The sequence below is a fragment of the Nonomuraea sp. NPDC003727 genome, assembly GCF_053586935.1.
In genome coordinates, this window is the sequence record NZ_JBSFNE010000019.1 from 94,654 (window position 1) to 119,915 (window position 25,262).

The following is a 25,262-nucleotide window of genomic DNA, read 5'->3' on the forward strand; positions in this document are numbered from 1 at the left end:
GGAGACCACGTTATGACCAGGGTGACAGGAAGCCGAGCCCCAGGCTGGTCATGAGCGAGTCGATGAGCCCCGTGATGAGCCCCGTCACGCTCTCCTGGGCGCTGCGGGTCAGTTCCCTGACCACGTCGGAGGGCTGCTCCCACGGATACCAGGTGGGCTCCTGGCCCATCGCGAACATCACCGCGAGCAGGGCCGCGGTGCCGACCGTGATGGCCACCACCAGCCCGGCCCCCGGGCTGCGGATGACGCCGGTCAGCGTGCGGGTGACCGCCTTGCGCGGCGCTCCCCCGCCCGGCAGCACGAACAGGCCGGCGGCGAAGGCGCCCGCGGCGTAGGCCACCGCCTGGTCGCTCTCGACCTTCAGCCCGTAGTTCAGCACGCCCCACACGCACACGCCCCACAGGATCGACAGAGGCACCTGCACCAGCGACATCAACGCCGACTTGATCAGCGCCCACGGGGTGCCGAGCAGGATCAGCGCCGGGTCGGCCGCGCTGCTGCCGCGCAGCTGGCGGCGGGCCACGTGGTCGCCGAACAGGTACTCGCCCACGCGCAGCACCAGCGCGATCACCACGGCGGCCGCCCCCACCATCACCGGCATCATGACCGCGAGCGCGACCAGCAGGGTCAGCAGCAACGCCGCGATGAGCGGGTGCCCGACGCGGTACTTCGGCCGCGCGGCGGGCGGCGGCGTGTAGGGGCGGGCGGCGGCCGGCGGCGGCGGCGTGTACGGCCTGACCGCCGCCTGCTCCGGCGGTGGTGGATAGCCGGCCACACGCTGGTCGGGGTACGGCGCGGCCGGCCGGTACGGCGGCACGTTCGCGGGCACGTACGGCGGCGGCGTGGCCGGCTCGCGCCGTCGCTGCTCGTCGCGCGGCTTCGGCTCCTTGCGGGGCTTCGGCTCGGGCCTGGGCGGCTGGGCGTACTCCACCGGCGGCAGCAGGTCGGAGTAGCTGTCGTCGCGCTCGAACGTCCTGGTCCTGGGCGGCTGCTCCAGCGTCCGCGTGCCGTTCGGCGGCGTCTCGTGGAAGCTGGTCACCGTCGGGTCGAGCTGCCGCGCCATCCGCAGCAGGTCCTGCGCGCTCGGCCGCGCCTGCGGGTCGACCGACAGCGCCCTGGACAGCCAGCCGCGCAGCCACGCCGGGGCCTTGTCGAGCTGCGCCCTGCCTTCCATGATGTTGAAGCAGACGACCTCGAACGTGCCGGTGCCGAACGGCGGCGCCCCCACGGCCGCGAAGAACACCGTGGAGGCCAGCGCGTGCACGTCGGCGGCCTGGGTGATCTCCGAGTCGCGGATGATCTCGGGGGCGAGATAGCCGGGCGTGCCGACGAACATCCCGGTCTGCGTGAGCCTGGTCGCGTTGACCAGGTGCGCGATGCCGAAGTCGATGACCAGCGGCTCGCCGTCGACCAGCATGACGTTGGACGGCTTGAAGTCGCGGTGGATGACGTCGGCCGCGTGGATGGCCACCAGGGCCGTGCACAGCCCCTGGGCCAGCCTGATGAGCTCCTGGGCGGGCAGCGGCCCGTCGGTGAGCACCGTCTCCTCGAGGGTGCGCCCCGGCGCGAACCTGGTCACGACGTACGGCTGGCCCCCGACCAGCTCGGCGTCGAGCACCTCGGCCACGTTCCTGCTGCGCACCCTGCGCATGGTCTCGACCTCGCGGGTCAGCCTGTCGCGAGCCTTGAGGTCGGCGGCCACGTGGGGGTGCAGCACCTTGATGGCGACCTCGCGCCCTTCCTCGTCGATCCCGAGGTGGACAACCCCCATGCCCCCCTCGCCGATCTTCCTGACGAGCCGGTAGGGTCCGAGACGCTCGGGCGCCTGGGTGTTGCCGGTGCTCATCTACTCATCCCCCTCCTTGCTCCGCCTTCCCCCTGAGGTCCTGAAGCCTGTCCGTGACCGGACTCACGCCGACCGGCGACCACACCGCCTGCCTGCCTGAGTTCGGCACCGTGCCGAGCGCCAGGACCAGCGAGAGCGCGGCTCCGACCGCGAGCACGCCCGCGACCCCCATGGCCACCGTACGCGACGGAACCAGGGACGCGAGCGTCCTGCGCATCTGCCGTCCGGGAGACTCGACCCCGGGACCCGCGCACACGGTCCACAGCGCGATCGCCGCGCCCCAGGCCAGCGCGTTGGGCAACGGCATCCAGGTCAGCACGGTCAGCAGCAGCGTCACGGGCAGGCCGAGGATGAGCGCGTACGGCACGAGCGCGATCGTGATGCCGATCGACTTCAGCAGCGCGGCGGGCTGGCCGAACACCCTGATCACGTCGGCCGCCGCGGCGCCGGTCGGCCGTCTGGCGTTGAGCTGCGGCTGGGCCAGGTCGGCCGCGCGCAGCAGCACGACGCACGGCAGCACCACCGCGGTCATCACCACGGGAGCCAGGACCGCCAGCACGATCATGATGACCAGCAGCATGGCGCCGGCGACGCCGTACGCCTTGGAGCGCTGCAACGCCGCTCCTGGACGCGAGCCGGGGATGCGCGGCTCGCGCCACGTCTCCGGATCCTGCGGCGCCTGGTGGCCCTGCTGGTGGCCTTGCTGCTGGCCCTGCTGCGGCGTCCCCTGGTACGGCTGGCCGTACGGGGAGGGGAAGTCCGGCGAGTCGGTGCGGACCCTGCGGGTGGGGATGTCGCCGTCCCGGTGCGGGTACGGCGGAGCCTGCGGGGGCACGCCCTGGTAGCCGGATCGGCCACCCTGCGCGCCCTGGCCGCCGGCCGGCGGGAACGTCCCCGCTCCCTGCTGGAAGCCGCCCGCGGGGTGGCCACCACCCTGGCCGGCGGGCGGCTGGGCCGTTCCGTGGCCGGGAGGCGAAGCGTGATGGTCGGGCTGGCCGGACACCGGCCAGGGACGGCTGGCGGGCGGGTCGGTGGCCGCGCGGGTCGGCGCGTCCCACGGGTGCGCCGCGGCCTCCTCACGCATCTGGCGCAGCTCCTCGGGGCTCACGCGCCGCGTCGGCCACGGGTCGCCGCCCGTCGTGGTGGGCTCGCCCTGCGGCCCCTGACCCTGAGCACCCTGCCCCTGAGTGCCCTGCCCCTGAGTGCCCTGCCCCTGAGCACCCTGCCCAGGGACCTGGCCCTGCCCGCGCGAACCGGGCCCCTGACCCTGTCCCTGAGCGACCTGACCCTGCGCACCCTGCCCCGGGACCTGGCCCTGTCCGGGCAGGCCGGGCGGCTGCGTCGGCTGCGGGCCCTGCTGCCTGCCGCCCTGCGGGTGCACCTGCGGGGCGTGGTCGCCGCCGCCGTGCTGCCGGCCGCCCGCGGCGGGGCCCTGCGCGCCCGGCGGCCGGCCCTGGACGCCCGGCGGGGCCTGCCGGCCCTGACCGGCGGCGGGCGGCGCGCCGCCCTGGTTGCCCAGCAGCGAGACGAACTCCTGGCTGCCGGGGGCGGGCGCACCGTGCGGCCCGGAAGAGGTCCCGAGCGGCGGGCGCGCGGGCGGGATCGCGGGGGTCGGCACGTCGGCCGGGTCGGTGACCTGCCGGGAACCCTGCCTGCCGGACTCCGGCATGGTGGAGAGCTCGTCGGGCGTCCTGGCCGGCGCCGACAGCCCTGACAGCAGCCTCGCGGTCTGCTCCGCCAGCTCCGCGGCCTTGGGCCGCTTGGCGGGGTTGCGTTGGAAGGCCGCCTTGAGCATCGGCTGCAGCTCGCGCGGCGCCGCCGACACCTCGGCCTTGCCCGCCGTGATGTTGTAGAAGATCATCTCCAGCGTGCCCTTGCCGAAGGGCGGCTGGCCGGTGGCGCCGAACAGCACGGTGCCGGCCCACGCGTGGATGTCGACCTCGGGGCCCGCCTCCTGGCCCTCGATGATCTCGGGCGCGAGGTAACCGGGCGTGCCGATGAACATGCCGGTCTGCGTCAGCCTGGTCGCGTCGACCGCCTGGGCGATGCCGAAGTCGATGAGAACGGGGTCGCCGTCGAGGATCAGCACGTTGCCCGGCTTGAGGTCACGGTGGATCACGCCGACGGAGTGGACGGCGGCCAGCGCGGAGGCCACCCCGTGCGCGACCTTGACCAGTGCCGGCAGCTCCAGCGGTCCGTCCTGCTTGACGACCTCGTCGAGGGGACGTCCGGGCACGTAGCGGGTCACGATGTAGGGCCGGTGACCTGTCACGTCGGCGTCGAGCACCTCGGCGATGTACTTGCTGCGCACCCGCCGCATCGTGTCGACCTCGCGCGAGAGCCGCCGCCTGGCGACGTCGTCGCCGGCGACCTCCGCGCGCAGGACCTTGACCGCCACCTGCCGCCCCTGCGGGTCGACAGCGAGGTGGACAACGCCCATTCCGCCTTCGCCGAGCCGCCTGAGCAGCCGGTAAGGGCCTAGTCGGTCATCGTTCATGGCAGAAGCACCATATCGGCTCAAACCCCGCCCCAGAGATGAACCTCGAGGTCACATTCCCACGCAGGTGTAACGTCTGACACGCCCCCATGGGTTTCCCAATCATCGGTATCGCCTCAGTCTCAATTCGCCAGATCCAGGACCTCCGCGGTCTTCAACCCCGCCAGCGCCGCCCCCGGCAGGGCGAGCTTCGAGTGCCGCACCCCGCTGCCGATGACCACGTCGGGATGCGCGGCCACCCGGGCGTCGACCAGGATCGGCCAGTCGTCGGGCAGACCGAGCGGGGTGATGCCGCCGTACTCCATGCCGGTCAGCGAGACGGCGTCGTCCATCGGCGCGAAGCTGGCCTTGCGCGCGTCGAGGTGTTTGCGCACCACACCGTTGACGTCGGCTCGTGTCGTGGCCAGCACCATGCAGGCGGCGTAGCGCACCTCGCCGCCGCGCCTGGCGGCCACCACCACGCAGTTGGCCGACGCGTCCATCGCCACACCGTAGGTTTCGCAGAAGGCCGCCGTGTCGGCCAGGTCAGGGTCGATCTCGGCCACGCGCACCTCCTCCTCCATGTGACGTACGGCCAGCGCCACCGGTTCGGCGAGCAGATCGAGCCGATCGAGCGCGGAAACCCAGTGCAATGTCATGACCAGGACCCTACGCCTCACGCGGACGCGGCGGCCCGCTGATGGAGCTGGGTCACGGCGCTCCTGGCCGACTCCATGGCGCCTGCCTGCCAGGCCACCAGATGAGTGAGCCAGTCACCCGCAAAGTAAACCCTTCCAGACGGACGTTGCAGGAGAGTGAAGGACGAATCAAAGGATGGCCAGCGAACCCACCCGCCCTGCAGGTGCGGCTGGCGCTCCCAGGCGATGGAGACGCTCGACAGCAGGTCCGCCCGGTACTTCTCGCCGTGGATCTTCTTGCCCTGGGTGAGCGCGCGGCGCCTGCGGTCCTCGGGGGTCAGCGCGCCGTACAGGTGCGCGGCCTCGTCGGCGTTGTAGTAGCCGACGAGCAGTCCGCGCTGGGCGTGGTAGTCGTGCGACGGATACCAGATGTGGGTGATGTCGAGGTCGGTCTCGGTGACGCCGCCGTAGATGCGGTCCTCCAGCTCCCACCAGCGCCTGCCGTACTCCAGTCCGATCTTGCCGGCGGCGACCGGAACGGGGGTCTTGAGGGCACTCGTAACGTTTGCCCCAAGGTTGTGGGAAATCTTGGCCAGCACGTGCGGTGGGAGGGTGGCCACGCAGAAGTCGGCGGTGAGCTCGCCGCCGTCCCAGGTGACGGTGACGCCGTGGTCCTGGTTCGTGATCGCGGTGACTCTCGCGCCGGTCCTGATGCGGTCGCGGCCGACGGCCGCCACCAGCTTGACGACGATCGCGTCCATGCCGCCGACCGGCTGGAACATCGGCGTCGCCTGGTCGTAGCCGAAGTCGTTGGTGATCGCCCGGCCGACACCCGCCGCCAGGACGTCGTGGACGGACACGGGCCCGGCGATCGCCGTCCCGCCGTCCATGCCCGGGTACCGGGTGAAGCCGCGGCGCTCCGAACCCTCGTAGGACAGCTTGGGCCCCAGGTCGCCGAACCTGCGCAGGAACTCCAGCAGGCGCTCCTGGTCGTCCTCGGTGAGCCTGCGGTCGAGCGTGCCCTGGTGGGTGGCCTTGGCCAGCAGTTCCGCGATGTAGCCGTACATGTCGGCGCGGGCGGTCCTGTTGCGGACCGTCCGCCCGTTGGTGTGCACGTAGGCGGCGGCGTTGGTGTTGACGAACGTCTCGACGGGGATGCCCAGCTCGCGGCAGTAGTCCATCGTGACCATCCACGGCGCGATCCTGCCGGGCCCCGCGTTGAAGTAGACGCCCTCGCCGAAGCGGACGTCCTGGGCGGGGCCGTTCAGCTCAGTGAGCCGGTCGCCGCCGCGCAGGGTGAGGTTGCGGCCTCCCGTCCGGTCGCTCGCCTCCAGCACGGTGCAGTCGTAGCCCGCCTTGCCCAGCTCGTAGGCGGCGGTCAGGCCCGCGACGCCCGCGCCGAGGACGACCACGGACCCGGCGCCCTTGCCCTTGAGCGTGAAATCCCCCTGCCGGGGCGGGGTGAAGGCCTTGTCCTGCGCCGAGGGGGCCATCCCGAGCGCGCCCATGGCGGCGTACATCGCCCCCGCGCCGCCCGCCGCGCCGATCCCGACCAGCAGGCCCCGCCTGGTGAGCGTCGCCCGGTCAGCCATACGGACCGCTGCCGCAGGCCACCTGCCCGCCGATCGTCGCGAACAGGCCCATCAACGCCATGATCTCGGTGAAGTCGCCGGTCACGAACTCGATCTCCCGCGGCCCCGCCTGCTTCACCCCGGGAACCAGCGCGCAGGCCGCCGCGATCGCCGTGGAGTTCCACTCCACACCCAGCGTGTACGGCCTGGCCGCCGCGTAGGGCGTGAAGTCGCTCAACCGGGCAAGCGCCCGGGCCGCGCCCTCACGGATGCGCGCCTGGGCCAGGCTCGGCGGCAGCAGTTCGGCGGAGAACTTGTCGATCCCCTTCTTCACCGCGACCGTCTCCACGTCGCCGAGCACGCCCCTGGCCTCCTCGCCGACCGCCTCGTCGCCCGCGACCAGCACGACGGGCACGCCGTGGAAGCCCGCGCAGGCGGCGACCAGCCGGGTCTCGCCGCACGGCTCGCCGTTGAGGAAGACGTTCTGGATCTCCTTGCCCATCCAGGTGTGGTTGAGCACGCCGTGCTGCACCCCGGCGCGGGCGTGGTAGCCGACGAACATGGCGGCGTCGAACGAGGCGTCGAGCCCCTGCGCCATGCGCTGCGACTTGCCGGGGCCGCGGATGAGGGTGGCGCGGGGGTCGAGCAGGTCGATCCGGAGGTTCTTGGTGGAGCCGTGGGCGTCGTTGACCAGCACGCTGGTGGCGCCCGCGGCGAAGGCGCCCTCGATGGCGGCGTTGGCGTCGGCGGTCATGAGCTCGCAGCCGCGTTCGTAGCCGCGCTTGCCCGCGTGCATCTCCTCCGGGTCGGTCAGCCCGGTCACGCCCTCCATGTCGACCGACAGGTAGACCTTCACCTCATCGCCTCCACTCGCCCGCGGCCCGGTCCGGGCCCGCCCGCGTGCCTCTCATGAGGGAGCCGTGCGGCTCCTCCGACGGTCACGCGCCCCACGTCTCCACCCGCCGCTCCTGCGCCGCGTCCATGAACCCGACCCGCGTCGCCATGAAGTCCGCCACCTGGTCCCGCCACGCCCGCGGGATCTCCTCGACCGCCGGCCGGTAGCAGTGGTCGAGCCACGCCGTCGACTCCTCCGTCGCCCGCAGGTGGTGGGCCGCCTTCGCGAACGGCGTCGTCTCGATCCCGGGGACGCGCGCGCAGCCGTACTCGATCATCTCCTGCCCGCCGTACGGCGGCGGCTCCTGCCACTTGCGCGCCACGGGACGGTTCGCGGTGATCGGCGTGTCCATCGGGCGGCGCTCGACCGCGGCCTGGATCAGCTCCTTGTACAGGCACTTCCCGCACGTACGGCAGGGCCCGCCGGTGCCCCTCAGGCACCACCTGACCTGCGCCTTCAGCGGCGAGTCCAGCGCGATGCGCATCGTGACCGCCTCGCTGACGCCGCCCACGGGCAGCACGATGGGCACCCCCGCCGCCGCGAACAGCCGCCCCCACGCGCCGTGCGGCGCCCACATGGGGTTGTCGGGGGTGAAGCGCAGCAGGTAGCGGTCGCCGCCCAGCCACCGCGAGCCGAGCTCGTAACCGAACGCGAGCCCGCCCAGGTCCATCTCGTCCGCGAGCAGTAGCGCGCCCGCCGCGACCGCGTGGTGCTCCGGGTAGCCGGGCCGCGGCTCGGCCAGCGTGAACTCCAGGTCGGACTCGACCGTGGTGACCTCGCGGCCCGTCTGCGCGGCGAGCCTGGCCAGCACGTCCGACCGGTAGTGCGGCCAGCGGTTCGGCACCCGCTGGTGCGGCACCCGCCTGAAGTGCACGAACGGGGCGTCGGGGAAGATCGTCGCGGCGGCGACCGAGTCGGCGCCGCCGCTGTAGGAGATGGCCAGCGTCCTGCCCGCCGCGCGCGGCGTCCCGCCGACGGGCCCGGCCTCGACGCCCCACCCGTCGTGCAGCACGCGCGCCAGCTCCGGCGATATCGGCCGGTCGAAGGTGATCCGCCTGCGCGTCCACGGCGCGACGACGGTCCACGCGGCCACCGCCCACAGGTCGTCGTGCGCGTCGCCCGGCACGCCCCTGATCTCGCACGAGTTGGTGGCCAGCTTCACCGGGTGGCCGTCGGCGGCGCTGCCGGTGATCTCGTCCTCGGGGTCGAGCCGGAACGTCAGCTCTCCCCCGCTCCAGCTCACGCGCACGAGCGCTCCTTCAGCTCGTCGATCGCCTGCCAGACGAGCACCTCGTTCTGGAGCACCTTGTCGAGCGCCTGCGCGGTCTCGAGCGCCAGCCGGTGCGCCTCGTCCGCCTTCTCCGCGACCTTGGGGTCGGGGCGCGGCCCGGCGGGCCCGGGGGCCGCCCTGAGGCGCCGCACCTCCTCCTGGAGGCTCGTCACCTCCCTGCGGAGGGTCTGGACCTCCCACAACGCGTCCTTGATGTCCTGGCGGTGGTCGGCGACCGAGATGTAGCGGGAGTCGAACCACGAGCGCACGGCCTTCCTCAGCCGCGCGGGGACAAGGACGCGCATCATGAAACGCCACGATAGCGGCAAACCCTCTGCCACCCGGGCCTGTCGGGATTCTGGAGATTGACCAGAAATCAAGCTCTTCAAGCCCGGCCAGACGTTCGTCGGAATCCTGCGCGTGCAGGACACCCCCGTGGGTGACGACTGGATCGTGTGGGAGGCGCAGGAGAACGGCAAGAACGCGGTCCGCCTGCTCGTCACCGACCGGCGCTACGACCGCAACACGGTGTACGACGGCCCGCGCGACGCCGTCATCAAGGAGTGACCAACCCCCGGCACGCCGCTCCCGGGGGTCGCGGGGAAGGCCGCCGGCGTCGCCGGGGCCCGGGGGCTCGGCGCGAAGGCGAGCCCCCGGGATGGAAGGGTCAGCGGCCGGTGAACGTGGGCTTGGCCTTCTCGGCGAAGGCGCGCATGCCGGTCTTCGCGTCCTCCGTGGCGAACAGGCCGGAGAACTGCAGCCGCTCCACCTCGAGCCCGGTGTCCAGGTCGACCTCCAGCCCCGCGTCCACGGCCTGCTTGGCGGCCCGCAGGGCGACCGCGGGCCCGCCGACGAACGTGGCCGCCCACGCCAGCGCGGCCTCGTAGACCTCGGCGTCGGGGACGACCCTGTCGACCAGGCCGATGGACAGGGCCTCGGCGGCGGTGACGTGGCGTCCGCTGAAGATCAGATCCTTGGCGCGGGCCGGGCCGATCAGGCGGGGAAGGCGCTGGGTGCCGCCCGCGCCGGGGATGATGCCGAGCTGGATCTCGGGCTGGCCGAGCTTGGCGCCCTCGCCCGCCACGCGGAAGTCGGCGCACAGGGCGAGCTCGCAGCCGCCGCCCAGCGCGTAGCCGGTGATCGCGGCGATGACCGGCTTGCCGATGCGGGTGACGGCGGTGAAGCAGTCCTGGAGGGTCTTGGAGTGGGCCGCCATGTCCGCGTAGGACATGTCGGCCATCTCCTTGATGTCGGCCCCGGCGGCGAACACCCGCTCCCCGCCGTACAGGACCACCGCCTGGACGCCCTGGTCTGAGTCCACGGCGCGGGCGCACTCGGCGATCTCGCGCTGGACCTGCCCGTTGAGGGCGTTCATCTTCGGACGATCGAGCCTGATCGTGGCGATCTGGCCGGACACCTCGACGCGTACAAACTCACCCATGGGGCGACCTTATCCGGCGGCGGGGAAGAAGAGCACGGGTCCGTCGACGCCGACCTCGACCATGTCGCCCACCTGGTGGACGGCGACGCCTCTGGTCCTGGCGCGGATCACCACGCCGTCGTCCATGGTGACGGTGACGGCGGCGTCGTGCCCGAAGAACTCCAGCCGCGCCACCCGCCCCCTCGGCGCCGCGGACGCCGGGGTGCCGGCCTGCCCGTTTCCTGCCCCGTCGGCCGGAAGGGCGGAACCGGCCGTCAGGGTGACCTGTTCCGGGCGGAGGGCGACGAAGCCCGCCCCCGCCACCCCGTTCGACCGCTGCCGCAACCGGCCCAGCGCGCACGAGGCGACCCCGCCCGACGAGATCGCGTCCAGCACGACCGCCTCGCCCACGAACGTCGCCACCCCGAGATCGACGGGCGACGCGTACACCTCGGCGGGCGTGTCCGACTGCACGATGAGGCCGTCGCGCATGACCGCGACCACGTCCGCCATGGACAGCGCCTCCTCCTGGTCGTGCGTGACCAGGACGCACGTCGCCCCCGCGCGTTTCACCGCCGACCTGACCTCGTCGCGCACGACCCCGCGCAGCGACCTGTCCAGCGCGTTGAAGGGTTCGTCGAGCAGGACCACCCCCGGTCGCGGCGCGAGCGCACGGGCCAGGGCGACGCGCTGCTGCTGGCCGCCGCTCAGCTCGTGCGGCATGCGGGAGCCGTACCCCGCCAGGCCCACCAGTTCGAGGCACTCCTCGACCCGTGACGACCACTCCGCCCTGGAGCCCCCGCGCGGGAGCCCGAACCCGACGTTGCGCGCGACGGACAGGTGCGGGAACAGCGCCGCCTCCTGCGGCACGATCCCCACCCGCCGCTTCTCCGGCGGCAGCGCGGTCACCTCGCGCCCGCCCAGGGAGACCGATCCCGCGTCGGCGCGTTCGAAGCCCGCGACGATCCGCAGCAGGGTCGTCTTCCCGCATCCGGACGGGCCGAGCACGGCGGCGAAGCTGCCCTCCCGCACCGACAGCGAGGCGCCCCTGAGCACCGGCGCGCCGTCGAACGCCTTCACGATCCCCGAAACGGTCAGTCCGCTCATGCCTCACGCCTCCCGAGCAGGAATCCCGGCACCGCCGCCAGCAGCATCAGCAGCGCGGCGTAGGGGGCCGCGGCGCCGTACGAACCTGAGCCGGTCTGTGTCCACAGCTGGGTGGCCAGCGTGTCCATGCCGGTGGGCCGCAGCAGCAGGGTGGCGGGCAGTTCTTTCATCGCGGTCAGGAAGACCAGCGCGGTGCCCGCCGCCACGCCGGGCAGTGCCAGCGGCAGCGTGACCGACCTGACCGCGCCGAGCGGGCCGCGGCCGAGCGAGCGGGCGACCTCCTCCAGCACGGGTGGCGACTGCACGACCGAGGCCCGTACGGCACCGACGGCCGCCGGCATGAACAGCACCGCGTAGGCCAGCACGAGCAGCGGCCACTGCTGGTAGAGGGGATAGGCGTAGCGGACGGCGAAGAACACCAGCGACAGCGCGATCACGATGCCGGGCAGCGCGTGCCCGACGTAGGACGACTGTTCCACGAACCTGGCCGCCCACGTGCGGTGCCTGGCCGCGATGATCCCCACGGGCACGGCCAGCGCCCCCGTCAGCAGCGCCCCTGCCGCCGAGACGCCGAGCGTGGCGGCCACCGACTCGCCGAGGTCGGCGGCGTCGATGCCGCGCGACGAGCCGTCCAGGAGCCAGTAGCCGATGCCCGCCAACGGGAACCCGACGGCCAGCGCGGCCACCGCCGCCGCCCAGCCCGTCGCGGCGACCCTGGCGACGGGGGTCATCCGCACCGTGGTGCGCCGCCTGGCGGGGGCGCCGCGCAGCGCGTAGGCCGCCTTGCCCCGCGAGCGCGCCTCGCCCAGCACGATCAGCAGCGTGATGAGCACCAGCAGCAGGCCCAGCACGGCGGCGGGCGTGCGGTTGAAGGAGGCGCGGTAGGCGGTGTAGATCTGCGTGGTGAAGACGTCGAAGCGCATGATCGAGACGGCGCCGAACTCGGCGAGCACGTACATCGCCACGAGCAGCCCGCCCGCGGCCGCGGCGGGGCGCAGCTGGCGCACGACGACGGGGGCGCGGCCCCTGCCGAGGGACAGCGCCACCTCCTCCATCGCCGGGTCCATCCGGCTCAGCGTGGCTGTGGCGGGCAGGTAGACGTAGGGATAGCAGCAGAGCGTCAGCACCAGCACCGACCCCCAGAACCCCGAGATCTCCGGGAAGAGGGAGATCCACGTGTACGCCGCGACGTACGACGGCACCGCCAGCGGCAGGGCCGCCAGCACGCCGAACACCTTGCGCCCCGGCAGGTCCGTCCGCACGACGAGCCAGGCCAGCGACAGTCCCAGCACCACGCACAACGCGGTGACGACGACCGCCAGCCCGATGCTGCGCACGGCCAGCTCGGCCGTACGCGAGCGGAACAGCGTGGCGGCGAAGGCGGGCAGCCCGCCCTCCACGGCCCGCACGACGAGGTAGGCCACGGGCGCGAGGGACAGGCCCGCGGTGACGGCCGCCGGGACCAGCAGGGCTGCGGGGATGTGACGGGCCACCTAGACCAGGCCTACGTCCTGGAGCAGCTTGAGCGTCTGCTCCAACGAGTCGAGCTTGCCGAGGTCGACCGCGGGCCCGTTGAGGGTGGCGAGCTTGGGCAGCCCCGGCTCCGCCTCCACGCCCGCGATCAGCGGGTACTCCTTGGTCTTCGCGGCGAAGTAGCGCTGGGCGTCGGCGTCGAGCAGGTAGGCGGCGGCCTTCCGCGCGGCGTCGGCGTGCTGGGCGTTCTTCAGGACGCCCACGCCGGCCACGTTGATCAGCGCGCCGGGGTCGCCGCCGGGCAGGTAGGCCAGGCGGGAGGGCACGCCGCTCTGCCCGCGCTCGGCGACCTTCTCGTACCAGTAGTAGTGGTTGATGAGACCGAGCCGCAGCGTGCCCGCGTCGACCGCGTTGAGGATCTCGACGTTGTTCGGGTAGCTCTGCGTGCCGTTGGCCTTCATGGCCTGCAGCCACTGCCGTGTCTTGTCCTCGCCGTCGAGCACCCGCATGGCGGTGATGAATGCCTGGAACGAGGCGTTCGTGGGCGCCCAGCCGATCGCGCCCTTCCACTTGGGGTCGGTCAGCTCGAACACGCTCTTGGGCGGCGCGGGCACCGTGCGCGGGTCGTAGACGATCACCCGGGACCGTCCCGACACGCCCACCCACGTGCCGTCGGCCGAGCGGTACTTCGGGTCGACCTTGCCGAGCAGGTCCTGCGGCAGCGTGCCGAGCAGGCCGTGCTTGGACAGCGCGCCGAGCGCCCCGGCGTCCTGGGAGAAGAACAGGTCGGCGCGGGTGCGGTCGCCCTCCTCCATGATCTGGGCGGCCAGCTCGGCGCTGTCGCCGTAGCGCACCTGGACGTCGAGCCCGGTGGCCTTCTCGAGCTTCTCCAGCAGCGGGCCGACCAGGTTCTCGTTGCGACCGGAGTAGACGACCAGCGCGTCGTCGTCGAAGCCCTTCTCACCGCCGCAAGCGGTGAGCATCGCCAGGGGGACGAGCAGGGTGGCGACCAGCCTACGGAGTGACATGAGTTTTCCTTCTCAGCATGATGATCGGAGCGAGAGCCAGAGCGAGCACGAGGACCAGCCACGCGACGTGGTAGGGCCAGAAGAGCGCCCAGCCCTGCCGGTAGTCGGGCAGGACGAGGCGGGCGGCCCGGTAGATCGGGGAGCTGACGTCCTCGAACCCGGAGACCCAGGCGATGCGGCCGGCGAGGCCGTCGGCCACCAGCAGGCCGTAGGTGAGCACGCCCGCCGCGCCGAGCAGCGCGGCCAGCGCCTTCACCGGCCTGGAGGCTGTGGCCACGTAGGCGAGGACGAGGATCAGCGCGAGCGGGAGCGCGACGACGAGCTGGCGGCCCGGCCACCAGTAGCCGTGCATGGTCAGCGCCACGAACGTCGCCGTCAGCCAGGCGGCGGCCAGCGGGAGCAGCAGGACCGGCCGCCGGGGGGCGCGCAGCGCGCAGACGACGGCGGGCACGAGCAGCAGCCAGGCGGGCTGCCAGGCGGCCAGGCCGTAACCCCTGTCGACGAGCAGGCCGAGCAGGCGGAAGGCGCGGCCGGCGTAGTCGGGGTCGAACCCCATCACGCCGAACTCGCCCGACTGCTGGAAGTGGTCGCCGCTGGCGTAGACGGTCCAGCCGCCCCAGACCAGCCGGTGGATCACCAGGTAGGCGGCGCCCATCAGGGCGAACCCGGCCGCCAGCGCCCTCGACCTGGCGCGCCACAGGCCGAGCAGGGCGATGACGGCGGCCACGGGGGCGTACTTCACCGACAGCCACGGCAGGGCGGTGACGACCAGGCCGAACGCCCACAGGGCCGACGGCCGGGGCCGGCGCGGGTCCGCCGCGGGGCCGGACACCGGCCGGGCGGGCCAGGCGGTCAGGATCGCGACGGCGGCGACCGTCGCCAGGGCCGCGGGCAGCTCCGGATAGACCTGCTGGCCGTACACCGCGAAGGGCGCGCTCGCGAAGGCCAGTGCCACCCCCGCCGTCGCCGGCCGGTACGGCACGCCGAACCGGCGCACCGCCGTCCACAGGGTGAGCGCCGCCAGCGCGCCCGCCATCAGGGCGAGCGTCACCTTGGCCGCCACCCACCCGCCGAGCCCCATCGGTACGGCCAGCAGCACCGGCAGGAGCGGGTCGTGCGGGCTGATCTGCCTGCCGTCCTCGAGCACCTCGGTCTGCACGGGCAGCACCTCGCCGCCCCAGGGCACCCACCTGCACGCGGCGAGCTCGTCGCTGATGTCGAGGTCGAAGTCCTCGTAGATCGACAGGGCGGTGAGCAGGTACTGCGGCTCGTCGACGGCGACGTGCGCGCCGAAGCTGGCCCGCACCCCGATGCCGAGCAGCGCCGCCAGGGCCGCGAGGAGCGCGACCCCGGCGATCGCCCACCGCAGGGCGATCCGGCCCCCGCCGGACGCGCCGGGGTGCGGGGGCGTCCCTTCGGGGACCGTCGCGGTCGGACGGGGACCGTCGGGCGAGCGGTGGACCGGCGGCTTCATACCGCGCCCACCAGCTCCCCTGATGTCGCGTGCTGGCGCCGGACCACGTCGAGCAGGTCCGTCTCGGGCGTCCATCCGATCAGCGACCGCAGCCGGCGCGTGTCGGCGAGCGAGTCGTGGGGCTCGGCTCCGGACGCGGGCTCGACGACGAGCGCGACGTCCGTTCCCGTCACCGTCGCGACGGCCGCCGCCATCGCGCGCAGCGTGTGCCCGCGCCCCGTCCCGAGGTTGACCACGCCGGGCATCCCGGTCAGGTCGACGAGGGCACGCGCGGCCTGCCGGACGTCGGTGACGTCGCGGGTGCGCTCCGGTGACCCGAGCACCCGTAGCGGGCGCCCGGCCACGGCCGCCGCGAGCCAGATCGACAGCGCCATGTCGGGCCGCTGCCCCTCCCCCGCGACCGTGAACGGCCGGACGATCGTGGTCGGCCGCCCGGCGCACAGCGCTTCGAGCCTGGCCTTGCTGCGCGCGTAGCCGCCGAGCGGCCGCAGTGTGTCGGTCTCGGCGCTGGGCCGCCCGTGGCGGGCTCCGCCGTACACGGAGCTGGAGGAGGCGACGACCACGGGCACTCGGCGCGGCACGACGGCCAGCACCCTGGCGGCGGCGAGCACGTTGTCGCGGTGGCGGTGCCATTCGACGCCGGGGCGGTGGTCGCGGACCCCCGGGCGGCCGGCGAGGTGGTAGACGGCGTCGGCGTCTTCCAGGGCGGCGCGGACCAGCTCGTCGTCGTCCAGCAGGTCGGCCGTCAGGACGGTCAGCCCGGGACGGGACGGCTGCGGGATCCTGTCGATCCCGATCACCTTGTGGCCCGCCGCGAGCAGCGTCTCGGTCAGCGCCTTTCCGATGAATCCGGCGGAACCGGTCACCACGCACGTCACCTGCTACCCCGCCTCTCGTTTCTCCTTGCAGGGTAAAGGTAGCCTAACCTCACTTCGCCTGACCTCCAAGGATCCCGATGCACGTCATGCCCAAGGCCCTGCGCCGCGCCGTCGGCGTCGTCGCGCTCTGCGTGGCCGTCTGGTACCTCGCGGACGTGGTCTCGGGTCCCGCGCTGGCCCGGGCCGCCCGCGCCCTGCTCGCCGACCCGCTCGGCCTGGCCGCCGCGATCCTCCTGTACGGCGCGGCGTTCGTGCTGCGCTCGTGGGCGTGGACCCTGGTGCTGCCGGGGCTGCCGCTCGGGCAGTCGTGGGCGGCGATCCACGTGTCGCTGCTGGGCAACCACGTGCTGCCGTTCCGGCTCGGCGAGGCGCTGCGGGTGACCTCCGTGCTGCGCAGGACCTCGCTGGCGCCCACCCAGGTGGTCGCCTCCGCGGTCGGGGCGCGCTCGGCGGACCTGCTGGCCGTCGTCCTGCTGGCCGTCGCCGCCGCGCCCGCGCTGGTGTCGTCGGCCGCCGGGTGGTGGGTGTGGCCCGTCGCCGCGGTCCTGGCGCTCGCCACGGTCGCCGGCTTCGCGCTCGCCGCCCGCCACCGCAGGGCCGCCGCGACGCGGGCGGCACCGTCCGGGGCGCCTGGCACCGGCGGGCCTGGGGGCGTCCGTGGCCGGGTGGAGTGGCTGCGGGCGATCGCGGTGTGCGGATGCGCGGCGCTCGCCTGGGTGCTGGAGGCCGCCGTCGTCTACGAGGTCGCCAGGCTGGCGGGTGCGGACCTGTCCGCCGCGGACGCGGTCGCCGTCACCGCCGTCACCATCGCCGCCCAGACCGTGGCGGTCACCCCCGGCGGGTTCGGCTCCTACGAGGCCGCGGCCACCGCCGCCATGGTGGCGCTGGCCGTGCCCGGCGGGACCGCCTTCGCCGTCGCGCTGCTCACGCACGCGGTGAAGACCGCCTACTCCCTCGTCGTGGGCGGCGTCGCCCTGGGCGTTCCCGCTCCCGGCTACTTCGGCCGGCTCCGGCTCCCGCGCCGGCTGCCGTCCCGTCCGGCACCGTGTCCCGTGCCGGACGACGCGCCCGTCGTCGCCTTCATCCCCGTCTTCGACGAGGAGGCCACGATCGGCGAGGTGATCAGGAGGCTGCCCTCGGCCGTCGCCGGCAGGAGCCTGGTCACCCTCGTGATCGACGACGGCTCCACCGACGCCTCGGCCGCCCGCGCGCGTGAGGCGGGCGCCGTCGTCCTGCCGCAGCCGCGCAACCTGGGTCTCGGCGCGGCGGTACGGCGCGGCCTGGCGGAGGCGGCGCGGCTGCGCCCGGCCGCGGCCGTCTACCTGGACGCCGACCTGGAGTACTTCCCCGAGGACCTGGAGTCGCTGGCCGCCCCCGTCCTCAGCGGCGCGGCCGACTACGTGGTCGGCTCCCGCTTCGCCGGCACCATCGAGCGGATGCTGCCGCACCGCAGGTTCGGCAACAGGGTGCTGACCGTGTGGATGCGCTGGCTGACCAGGCGGCGCGACCTGACCGACGGCCAGAGCGGCTATCGCGCCTTCTCCCCGGCCGCCGTCGCGGCCGCCGAGGTGATCCACGACTACAACTACGCCCAGGTGCTCACGCTCGACCTGCTGGCCAAGGGCTTCGTCTATCGCGAGGTGCCCATCCGCTACGCCTTCCGGCAAAGCGGTGAATCTTTCGTGAAACTCGGCAAATACCTTCGCAAGGTGATCCCCGCGGTGCATCGTGAGCTGAACACGTGACAGTGGAGGCGCGATGTTACGGCTGGCGCAGCTGGTCGCCGTGGTGGTCAGCGCGGGCTTCTCCTTCGGCGGTGTCATCGGCGTCGTCTACTCCCCCGACCCGCCCGCGCGGAAGGCCGTCGCGTTCGCGATGCTGGCCGTCCTGCTGGCGCTGCACCTGCGCAACTGCGTGCGGCGGACCGACGGGAGCAGGCCGCGCCGGTGGCCGGTGACGCTGGCCGTCCAGGCGGTGCTGACGGCGGCCGGGCTGGTGTGGTTCGCCGGCACCTGGTACGGCAACACCGGCTTCCTCGCGGCCGCCGTCCTGCTGCTGGTCAGGAGGCCGTGGCCGCGGTGGACGGCGTTCTCGCTGGTGCTGGCCGCCCAGTACTGGTCGGCGACGACCGTGCGCGACACGGTGAGCGAGGCGCTCTACCTCGTGGTCGGGCAGGCCGCCTTCGTCGGCGTCGCGCTGTACGGCGTGGTCCGCCTCTACGACCTGATCGTCGACCTGGGCGCGACCCGGGCGGAGCTGGCCGCCGCCGAGGTCGCCCGCGAGCGGCTGACCTTCGCCGAGGAGCTCAACGCGCGGGTCGGCGGGAGCCTCGAACGCGTCGTCGCCGCCCTGCGCCGGCCCGGCCTGACGCGCGCCGAGCTGGAGTCGAGCCTCGCGACGGCGCGAACGGCGCTCACCGAGGTCAGGTCCGTCTCCCACGCGCACCGCGCCGGCGCGCCCGCCAGGGCGGTGGCCGGCGACCTGACCGCCGGAGTGGTGCGCGTGCTCGTGGTCGTCACCCTGCTGCTCATGATCGTGCCTCATGAGGTGCGCCACCTCCTCCAGATCAGGCCGACGGGGCTCCAGCTGGCGGTGTTCGTCGCCGCGCTGGCCGCGTTCGTGGCCCTGTACCTGCGGACCTGCCTGTCGGACGGGCGCCACCGGCGGTGGGTGCTGGCGGCCATGCTGGTGCTGGCCTACGCGCCGACGCTGGTGCTGGGCGCCAAGCTCTGGTACGTCACGACGTTCCTGCCGGGCGCCGTCGTCGTGCTGCTGCGCGGCCCGCTGCGGTGGATCGGGGCGGGCGCGGTGGTGGTCGGCGACGTCGTCTTCCACCTGACGGTCTCGGGCCTGGCCGGCAACGGCCTCGACGTGGCCTATGGCGTCGTCTACCTGACCGAGCGGGCGGTCGTCGTCTACGCGCTCTGGCGGATGGCCAGGCTGACCGTCCAGTTGCGGGCCGCCCGCGCCGAGCTGGCCAGGGTCGAGGTGGCGCGCGAGCGGCTGCGGTTCGCCAGGGACCTGCACGACCTGCTCGGCTACGGCCTGTCCGTGGTGGTGCTCAAGGCGGAGCTGGCCTTCCGGCTGCTGGAGCGCGATCCCGCCGCGGCCGGGCGGCAGCTGTCCGACGGCCTCGACGCGGCCCGCCAGGTGCTGGCCGACCTCGACTCCGTGGCCGCGGGGCGCACACAGATCTCGCTGGCGGCCGAGGCCGAGTCCGCGCGGGCCGTCCTGGAGGCGGCGGGCGTCGAGGTGAGCTGGTCCTTCACACCCGTGCGGCTGCCCACGGAGGTGGACGCGACGCTGGCGACCGTGCTGCGGGAGGGCGTCACCAACGTGCTCAGGCACAGCGCGGCACGCCGCTGCACGCTGGAGATCACGCACGAGGCGCCGCTGGTACGGCTGCGCCTGGCCAACGACGGGGTGGCGCCGGCCGTACCCGATCGGGACGGCGGCGCCGGGATCGGCAACCTCGAGGAGCGGGTGGCCGCGCTGGGCGGGCGGCTGCGGGCCGGTCGGGCGGCCGGCCGGTTCGAGCTGGTGGCGGAGCTGCCGCTACAGCCAGCCCTCGTCGGCGGCGATGCGGATGGCGTCGACCCTGTTCCTGGCGTTGAGCTTCATGACCGCTGACGACAGGTAGTTGCGCACCGTGCCCCTGCTGAGCGAGAGCCGTACGGCGATCTCGTCGGCCTGCGCGCCGGTCGCGGCCAGCCGCAGCACGTCGACCTCGCGGGCGGCCAACGGGTTGTCGGCCTTGCGCAGGGCGGCGACGGCGAGCTTGGGGTCGACCACCTGCTCGCCCTTGACCACCTTCCTGATGGCGTCGACCAGGTCGGCGGGCGGCGAGTGCTTGAGCACGAACCCGCTGACCCCCGAGGCCATCGCCCTGCGCAGGTAGCCGGGCCTGGCGAACCCGGTGAGCACCACCGTGCGGCAGGCGGGCGCCTGGTCGCGGAGCAGGGCCGCCGCGCTCAGGCCGTCGAGCTCGGGCAGCCCGATGTCGAGCACGGCCACGTCGGGCCGCGACTCCAGCACGGCGGGCACGACCTGGTCGCCCCGCTCCACGGCCGCCACGACGGCCAGGTCGTCCTCCAGCGCGAGGACGGCGGCCAGCGTCTCGCGCAGGATGCGCACATCCTCCGCGATCAAGACTCTGATCATGTGAATCCTTCACACGAAACCGGTGAGCGTGGCACTACAACGGTTCTGTCGGTCTTGGCGACTATAACGACAACGGAAAGGAGCACATCATGCAGAAGATCACCACCTACCTCTGGTTCGACAACCAGGCGGAGGAGGCGGCCAACCACTACGTCTCCATCTTCGGCAACTCCAGGATCGTCGAGGTCACTCCGATGATGGTGACGTTCGAGCTCGAGGGCCAGCGCTTCCTCGCGCTCAACGGCGGCCCGCAGTTCCGGTTCACCGAGGCGATCTCGCTCTACGTCGACTGCGAGTCGCAGGACGAGGTCGACGAGCTGTGGGCGAGGCTCATCGCCGACGGCGGCGAGGAGAGCCAGTGCGGGTGGCTCAAGGACAAGTACGGGCTCTCCTGGCAGATCATCCCCAAGGCGCTGCCCAAGCTGCTCAGCGACCCCGACCCGGCCAGGGCGGAGCGGGCCATGCAGGCCATGCTGAAGATGTCGAAGATCGACGTCAAGGCACTCGAGGACGCCGCCAACGGCTGACGGGTCAGTCCTCCACCACGTGATGGGCGAAACGGGCGCGGGCCGCCGCCCAGGCGGCCGCGTCCCAGCCGTGCGGGGTCAGCGCGGCGACGGCGTCGTAGGCCATGGCCATCGCGTGGTGGGTGTTGTCGTGGGCGAACAGGCCGAGTCTGCCGAACGTGGTGACGTGCGGCACCTGCCCCGCCCACGCGTCGAGCCCGGCCAGGTGGCCCGCGTAGCCGTTGCGGTAGACGGGATAGACGTGTGGCAGCCGCCGGACCTCCACGCCCGCGAGCCGCAGCGGGGGCAGGCCCGCGGCGTGGAGGCAGTCCTTGACCAGGTCCTCGTAGGAGTCCGCGGTCCAGACGGCGTCGCCGACCTGGCAGGGGATCTCGAAGCACAGCACGGTGTGGCCGGCGGGGTCGCCGGCGCTGACGCGGTAGTTGGCGGGCTCGGAGATCCTGGTCACGGGCGTCTCAGGGCCGGGCAGGTAGTGCGCGTCGTACGGTGACCAGCGGCCGCCCTCGTGCACGGCGTAGACCAGCACCATCGCCCTGAACTCCAGCCTGCGCGCCGCCGCCGTCACCTCGGCGGGCGGGCCGGGTGTCACCAGCCGCGCCAGGGCGGGCATGGGGATGGTGGAGAAGACGTGCCCGGCCTCGAGCCGCCCGGTGTCGGTGTGCACGGTCACGCCCGCGGGCCCCGGCACGAGCGACTGGCAGGCCGTGCCGAGGCGGATGTCGGCGCCCGCCGCTGCCGCCGCCTCGGCCATGGCCTCGACGATCTGGCCGAACCCGCGACGCGGGTAGAAGAAGATCTTTCCCTGCCCGGTCGGCGACCCGCGCAGCACCCTACGGGCGATCTTCCAGGGGCTGTCGGCGGTGACCCGCTTGCGCGCCTGGTCCGCGTCGATCTCCTCGCCGGGCAACCCCCACAGCTTGACCGCGTAAGGCTCGTACAGGGCGCCGTAAAGCGTCGGTCCCAGGCTCGCCCGCAGCAGCCCCGCGAACGAGTCGTCCCCTCCGCGCGCGACGACCGCGTCGCGCGCGATCCCGGCCAGCATCCGGTACGGCAGGCGCCGCGCCAGCTCGCCCGCCCGCAGCGGGAAGCCGACGAAGCGGTCGCCGACGCGCAGCCTGCCGTTGCGCGGCCTGATCTGGAGATCGTCGCCGAGCAGTCCGCGCAGGTCGGCCAGCAGGTTCGGCGGCGTGGCGGGGTGCAGGCGATGGCTGCCGTGGTCCACTCTGATCCCGGCGACCTCGAAGCTCGACGACAGACCGCCCACCTGAGCGGAGCGCTCCAGCACGGTGACCCGCACGCCGCGCAGGGCCGCGCGCCAGGCGGCGGCCAGGCCGGCCGGGCCGGCTCCGAGAATCACGAGTTCCATGGCGCGGTCACCCTACCGGGTGAAGTTATGAAAAATATCTTCTCAATACTCTTCTAGAGGAAGGAAAATGTTGAGACGCTGACTCCGGTACGACCCCCCAGTCAAGGAGTCTTCGATGCGCAGAGCGTTGGCGGTCGCGTGCTTTTTACCGCTACTGATCCCCGCAGGGGTCGCGCAGGCAGAAGCGCCGGAGGACCGGCAGCAGGCGTTCGCGGCGGCGGCCGAGGCCTACCAGGTGCCGGAGAGCGTGCTGCTCGGCGTGTCCTACCTGCAGTCCCGCTGGGACGCCCACGCGGGCCAGCCGAGCAACAACGCGGGGTTCGGCCCCATGCACCTGACGGACGCGGCGGCCTTCACCGGCGCCAACCACCACGGTGAGGGAGAGGAGGACGCGCGCGGCGACGACAGCCGCCCGCTGGCCCTGCCCGCCGAGCCGCCCGCGGCCCCGGCCGACATCCCCGCCTCGCTGAAGACCATGGAGAAGGCGGCCGAGCTCACCGGCGAGTCGCACGAGACGCTCAGGACCGACCCCGCGGCCAACATCCGCGGCGGCGCGGCCCTGCTCGCCGACTACCAGAAGCAGCTCGGGGCGCCGCTCAGCGACGACCCCGCGCAGTGGTACGGCGCGGTGGCCCGCTACTCGGGCGCCACCGAGCGCGAGGCGGCCAAGTTCTTCGCCGACGAGGTCTACTCGGTGATCGCCTCGGGCATGACGCGGAAGACCGACGACGGGCAACAGGTCGCCCTCAAGCCCGTGCCAGGACTGGGCAAGATCGTGGAGTGGCTCGACAAGCTCGGGCTCTCCCTGCCCCGCCGCGACGGCGTCGAGTGCCCGAACTCGATCTCCTGCGAGTGGATCCCGGCGGCGTACGCGCAGCTGCCCGACGACGACTACGGGCACTACGACCTGGCCGACCGGCCGCAGAGCCAGAAGGTCGACTACATCATCATCCACGACATGGAGGGCTACTGGGCGCCCTCCGTCAGGATGAACCAGGACCCCACGTGGCCCGGTAGCTGGCACTACTCGGTCAGGTCGAGCGACGGTCACATCGCCCAGCAGATCAAGACCAAGGACGTCGGCTGGCAGGCGGGCAACTGGTACATCAACGCCAAGTCCATCGGCATCGAGCACGAAGGGTTCCTCGCCGAGGGAAGCACCTGGTACACCGAGGCGATGTACCGCACGTCCGCCAAGCTCGTGCGCTACCTGGCCATGCGCCACGGCGTGCCGCTCGACCGCGCGCACATCCTCGGCCACGACAACGTGCCCGGCACGCTGCCGACCACGGTGCGGGGCATGCACGAGGACCCCGGACCGTTCTGGGACTGGGCGCACTACTTCGAGCTCATGGGCGCCCCGCTGCACCAGTTCGGCGGGCCGAAGGCCGGCTCGATCATGATCAAGCCCGACTTCGCGACCAACAAGCCGTACTTCTACGGGTGCGACCGCAAGAACCCGTCGGCGGCGTGCCCGCCGCTGCCCGCCTCCACGGTGTGGCTGCGCACCGAGCCGCGCGCCGACGCGCCGCTGGTCAAGGACATCGGCAAGCACCCCACCGGTGACTCGCTCTACAGCGTCTACGACCACAGCGCCCGCGCCACGACCGGCCAGCGCTACGCCGTGGCCGACCGGCAGGGCGACTGGACGGCCATCTGGTACCTCGGGCAGAAGGCGTGGTTCCACAACCCCGCCGACAACCCGACCGCGGTGCCGTCCATGGGGTTCGTCGTGACCCCCCGCCCGGGGCTGGCCACCGTCCCCGTGTACGGCAGGGCCTACCCCGAGAAGGAGGCCTACCCGGCGGGGATCCCGTACCAGGCGGTGACGCCGCTGCAGTACACGTTCTCGGCGGGAGAGAAGTACACGCTCGCCGGCCCCGCGGCCACCGAGTACTACCGGGCGGTGACCTTCGACCCGGCGCCGCACACGGTGGTGCGCGGCAAGACGCGGTACCTGCAGGTCCAGTTCGGGCACCGGGTGATGTTCGTCAAGGCCGACGACGTCACGGTGTCGTTCCAGTAGGTCCCTCGCATCGGGACCCCGCCCGCCCGGGTGGGGTCCCGATCGCTGTGTCAGCGCTTGCGGGTGAAGTCGGCGACCGCGCGCCTGGTGCTCTGCAGCGCCTCCTGTGAGGTGTCGAACGTCCGCTGCGCCACCCCCACGAACACGCAGTCGACGACGAGCAGCTGGCTGATCCTGCTGGCGAGCGCGCCGGGGCGGAACTCGGTCTCCCGGCCCGCCGAGATCAGCACGTGCTCGGCCAGCTCGGCCAGCGACGAGCGCGGATTGTTGGTGATGGCGACCGTCGTGGCCCCCGCCTCCCCCGCCAGCCGCAACGGCTCCAGCACGTCGGGGGTCTCGCCGGAGGTGCTGATGCCGATCGCGACGTCGCCCTCCTTGAGCAGGACGGCGCTGGTCAGGGCCAGGTGGGCGTCCTGGAAGGCGTGGCTGGACAGGCCGATGCGCATGAGCTTCTGCGCCATGTCCTCGGCGACCAGGCCGGAGGCGCCCACGCCGTAGGAGTCGATCCTGCGGGCGCCCACGATGGCGTCGACGACCAGGCCGAGCCGTTCGGAGGTGAGCTGGGCGACGGTGTCGTTGATCGCCTCGGACTCCGCGCGGGACACCTTCAGGATGACCTCCGACAGCGGGTCGTCCGGGGCCAGGTCGCCCGGGACCAGCCGGTCAGGCTGCGCGGCGGCGGCCGCCAGGGCCAGCCTGAGCTGCGGGTAGCCGGCGAACCCGAGGAGCCTCGCCGTGCGGACGATCGTCGCCTCGCTGGTGCCCGAGGCGGCCGAGAGCTCGGTGATGGTGCTACGGGCGACGGTGGCGGGGTCCTCGAGGATGAGCCTGGCCACGGTCTGGGCGGCGGGAGTCAGCGACGGGAGGACGCCGCGGACGGTGGCCACGAGCGTGTCGGCCCTGAGAGCGTTCCGGGTGTCTTCCACATACCGATTATGGGGCCTGGACGGGCGCACCGATCGCTGTCGGACGTCCTTCCCACAAACCGTCAAAGCGGGATTCGACCTGGGGGGAACCAGAACCCGAGCGGCAAGGGCCACGCTGCCCGGCCTCGACCATCCGGCACCTGATGAAGATCGAGATGCTCCGTCGACCAGGAGTGACGC

At 73.0% G+C, this 25,262-nt stretch carries 21 protein-coding genes; 5 read left to right on the forward strand and 16 right to left on the reverse strand.

The genetic code is table 11. From position 1 onward, the window contains the following. Positions 1 to 10 precede the first annotated feature (10 nt). The 7 genes from ACWDLG_RS36410 to ACWDLG_RS36440 all read right to left on the reverse strand — a co-directional run bounded on the left by ACWDLG_RS36410 (position 11) and on the right by ACWDLG_RS36440 (position 9,004). On the reverse strand, positions 11 to 1,846 hold the full coding sequence (locus ACWDLG_RS36410) for a serine/threonine-protein kinase (protein ID WP_449928845.1): 1,836 nt from the start codon (positions 1,844 to 1,846) through the stop codon (positions 11 to 13). Between the two features lie 4 nt (positions 1,847 to 1,850). Then, positions 1,851 to 4,343, reverse strand: coding sequence for a protein kinase domain-containing protein (locus ACWDLG_RS36415; RefSeq protein WP_449928846.1), 2,493 nt, complete (start codon positions 4,341 to 4,343; stop codon positions 1,851 to 1,853). A gap of 122 nt (positions 4,344 to 4,465) precedes the next feature. Continuing rightward, positions 4,466 to 4,981, reverse strand: a complete 516-nt coding sequence (locus tag ACWDLG_RS36420; RefSeq protein ID WP_449928847.1) for a YbaK/EbsC family protein — start codon at positions 4,979 to 4,981, stop codon at positions 4,466 to 4,468. 17 nt (positions 4,982 to 4,998) lie between these two features. After that, entirely contained in the window at positions 4,999 to 6,552 is a 1,554-nt protein-coding gene (locus tag ACWDLG_RS36425) for a flavin monoamine oxidase family protein (RefSeq protein ID WP_449928849.1), read from the reverse strand. Then, positions 6,545 to 7,387, reverse strand: coding sequence for a M55 family metallopeptidase (locus ACWDLG_RS36430; protein WP_449928851.1), 843 nt, complete (start codon positions 7,385 to 7,387; stop codon positions 6,545 to 6,547). The genes ACWDLG_RS36425 and ACWDLG_RS36430 overlap by 8 nt, the downstream gene beginning before the upstream one ends. A gap of 82 nt (positions 7,388 to 7,469) precedes the next feature. Beyond that, the gene (locus ACWDLG_RS36435; protein WP_449928853.1) at positions 7,470 to 8,675 is read right to left on the reverse strand and encodes a DUF6395 domain-containing protein; all 1,206 of its coding nucleotides are present in this window, start codon (positions 8,673 to 8,675) and stop codon (positions 7,470 to 7,472) included. Continuing rightward, positions 8,666 to 9,004, reverse strand: a complete 339-nt coding sequence (locus ACWDLG_RS36440; protein ID WP_449928855.1) for a hypothetical protein — start codon at positions 9,002 to 9,004, stop codon at positions 8,666 to 8,668. Before ACWDLG_RS36440 ends, ACWDLG_RS36435 begins: the two co-directional genes overlap by 10 nt. Before the next feature lie 112 nt (positions 9,005 to 9,116). Between ACWDLG_RS36440 and ACWDLG_RS36445 the strand changes: the two genes are divergently transcribed. Continuing rightward, the gene (locus tag ACWDLG_RS36445; protein ID WP_449928857.1) at positions 9,117 to 9,263 is read left to right on the forward strand and encodes a hypothetical protein; all 147 of its coding nucleotides are present in this window, start codon (positions 9,117 to 9,119) and stop codon (positions 9,261 to 9,263) included. 100 nt (positions 9,264 to 9,363) lie between these two features. Here the strand turns inward: ACWDLG_RS36445 and ACWDLG_RS36450 are convergent, their stop codons facing one another. From ACWDLG_RS36450 to ACWDLG_RS36475, 6 genes are read right to left on the reverse strand one after another with little or no spacing between them, the layout of a single operon-like run. Beyond that, positions 9,364 to 10,137, reverse strand: a complete 774-nt coding sequence (locus tag ACWDLG_RS36450) for an enoyl-CoA hydratase/isomerase family protein (protein ID WP_449928859.1) — start codon at positions 10,135 to 10,137, stop codon at positions 9,364 to 9,366. A gap of 9 nt (positions 10,138 to 10,146) precedes the next feature. Next, complete coding sequence (locus tag ACWDLG_RS36455; RefSeq protein WP_449928861.1) at positions 10,147 to 11,223, reverse strand: ABC transporter ATP-binding protein; 1,077 nt, start codon at positions 11,221 to 11,223, stop codon at positions 10,147 to 10,149. Then, positions 11,220 to 12,716 carry an ABC transporter permease gene (locus ACWDLG_RS36460; protein ID WP_449928863.1) on the reverse strand — a complete coding sequence of 499 codons (1,497 nt, stop codon included), beginning with the start codon at positions 12,714 to 12,716 and terminating at the stop codon, positions 11,220 to 11,222. Before ACWDLG_RS36460 ends, ACWDLG_RS36455 begins: the two co-directional genes overlap by 4 nt. Continuing rightward, positions 12,717 to 13,724, reverse strand: coding sequence for an iron ABC transporter substrate-binding protein (locus tag ACWDLG_RS36465; RefSeq protein WP_449928865.1), 1,008 nt, complete (start codon positions 13,722 to 13,724; stop codon positions 12,717 to 12,719). Next, entirely contained in the window at positions 13,711 to 15,198 is a 1,488-nt protein-coding gene (locus ACWDLG_RS36470) for a hypothetical protein (protein ID WP_449928867.1), read from the reverse strand. The genes ACWDLG_RS36465 and ACWDLG_RS36470 overlap by 14 nt, the downstream gene beginning before the upstream one ends. Further along, positions 15,195 to 16,067, reverse strand: a complete 873-nt coding sequence (locus ACWDLG_RS36475) for an NAD-dependent epimerase/dehydratase family protein (protein ID WP_449928869.1) — start codon at positions 16,065 to 16,067, stop codon at positions 15,195 to 15,197. The genes ACWDLG_RS36470 and ACWDLG_RS36475 overlap by 4 nt, the downstream gene beginning before the upstream one ends. Before the next feature lie 86 nt (positions 16,068 to 16,153). On the opposite strand from ACWDLG_RS36475, the gene ACWDLG_RS36480 reads away from it, so the two are divergent. Both ACWDLG_RS36480 and ACWDLG_RS36485 read left to right on the forward strand, forming a co-directional pair. Further along, a complete protein-coding gene (locus ACWDLG_RS36480; protein ID WP_449928871.1) occupies positions 16,154 to 17,821 on the forward strand; it encodes a lysylphosphatidylglycerol synthase domain-containing protein in 1,668 nt (555 codons plus the stop codon). A gap of 13 nt (positions 17,822 to 17,834) precedes the next feature. After that, positions 17,835 to 19,706, forward strand: a complete 1,872-nt coding sequence (locus ACWDLG_RS36485; protein WP_449928873.1) for a histidine kinase — start codon at positions 17,835 to 17,837, stop codon at positions 19,704 to 19,706. On the opposite strand, the gene ACWDLG_RS36490 is transcribed toward ACWDLG_RS36485, so the two are convergent. Continuing rightward, positions 19,632 to 20,237 (reverse strand): response regulator transcription factor, encoded by a 606-nt coding sequence (locus ACWDLG_RS36490; protein WP_449928875.1) that lies wholly within the window; start codon positions 20,235 to 20,237, stop codon positions 19,632 to 19,634. The two genes, ACWDLG_RS36485 and ACWDLG_RS36490, sit on opposite strands and share 75 nt — an antisense overlap. An 89-nt stretch (positions 20,238 to 20,326) precedes the next feature. Here ACWDLG_RS36490 and ACWDLG_RS36495 point away from each other — a divergent pair, with 89 nt between their 5' ends. Beyond that, positions 20,327 to 20,764: a VOC family protein gene (locus ACWDLG_RS36495; RefSeq protein WP_449928877.1), complete on the forward strand. Its 438-nt coding sequence runs from the start codon at positions 20,327 to 20,329 to the stop codon at positions 20,762 to 20,764. 4 nt (positions 20,765 to 20,768) lie between these two features. On the opposite strand, the gene ACWDLG_RS36500 is transcribed toward ACWDLG_RS36495, so the two are convergent. After that, entirely contained in the window at positions 20,769 to 22,130 is a 1,362-nt protein-coding gene (locus ACWDLG_RS36500) for an FAD-dependent oxidoreductase (protein WP_449928879.1), read from the reverse strand. Positions 22,131 to 22,245: 115 nt separating this feature from the next. Here ACWDLG_RS36500 and ACWDLG_RS36505 point away from each other — a divergent pair, with 115 nt between their 5' ends. Beyond that, complete coding sequence (locus tag ACWDLG_RS36505) at positions 22,246 to 24,156, forward strand: N-acetylmuramoyl-L-alanine amidase (RefSeq protein ID WP_354909855.1); 1,911 nt, start codon at positions 22,246 to 22,248, stop codon at positions 24,154 to 24,156. Between the two features lie 50 nt (positions 24,157 to 24,206). Here ACWDLG_RS36505 and ACWDLG_RS36510 read toward each other — a convergent pair whose 3' ends face one another. Then, positions 24,207 to 25,082, reverse strand: coding sequence for a MurR/RpiR family transcriptional regulator (locus ACWDLG_RS36510; protein ID WP_354909857.1), 876 nt, complete (start codon positions 25,080 to 25,082; stop codon positions 24,207 to 24,209). Positions 25,083 to 25,262: the final 180 nt, after the last annotated feature.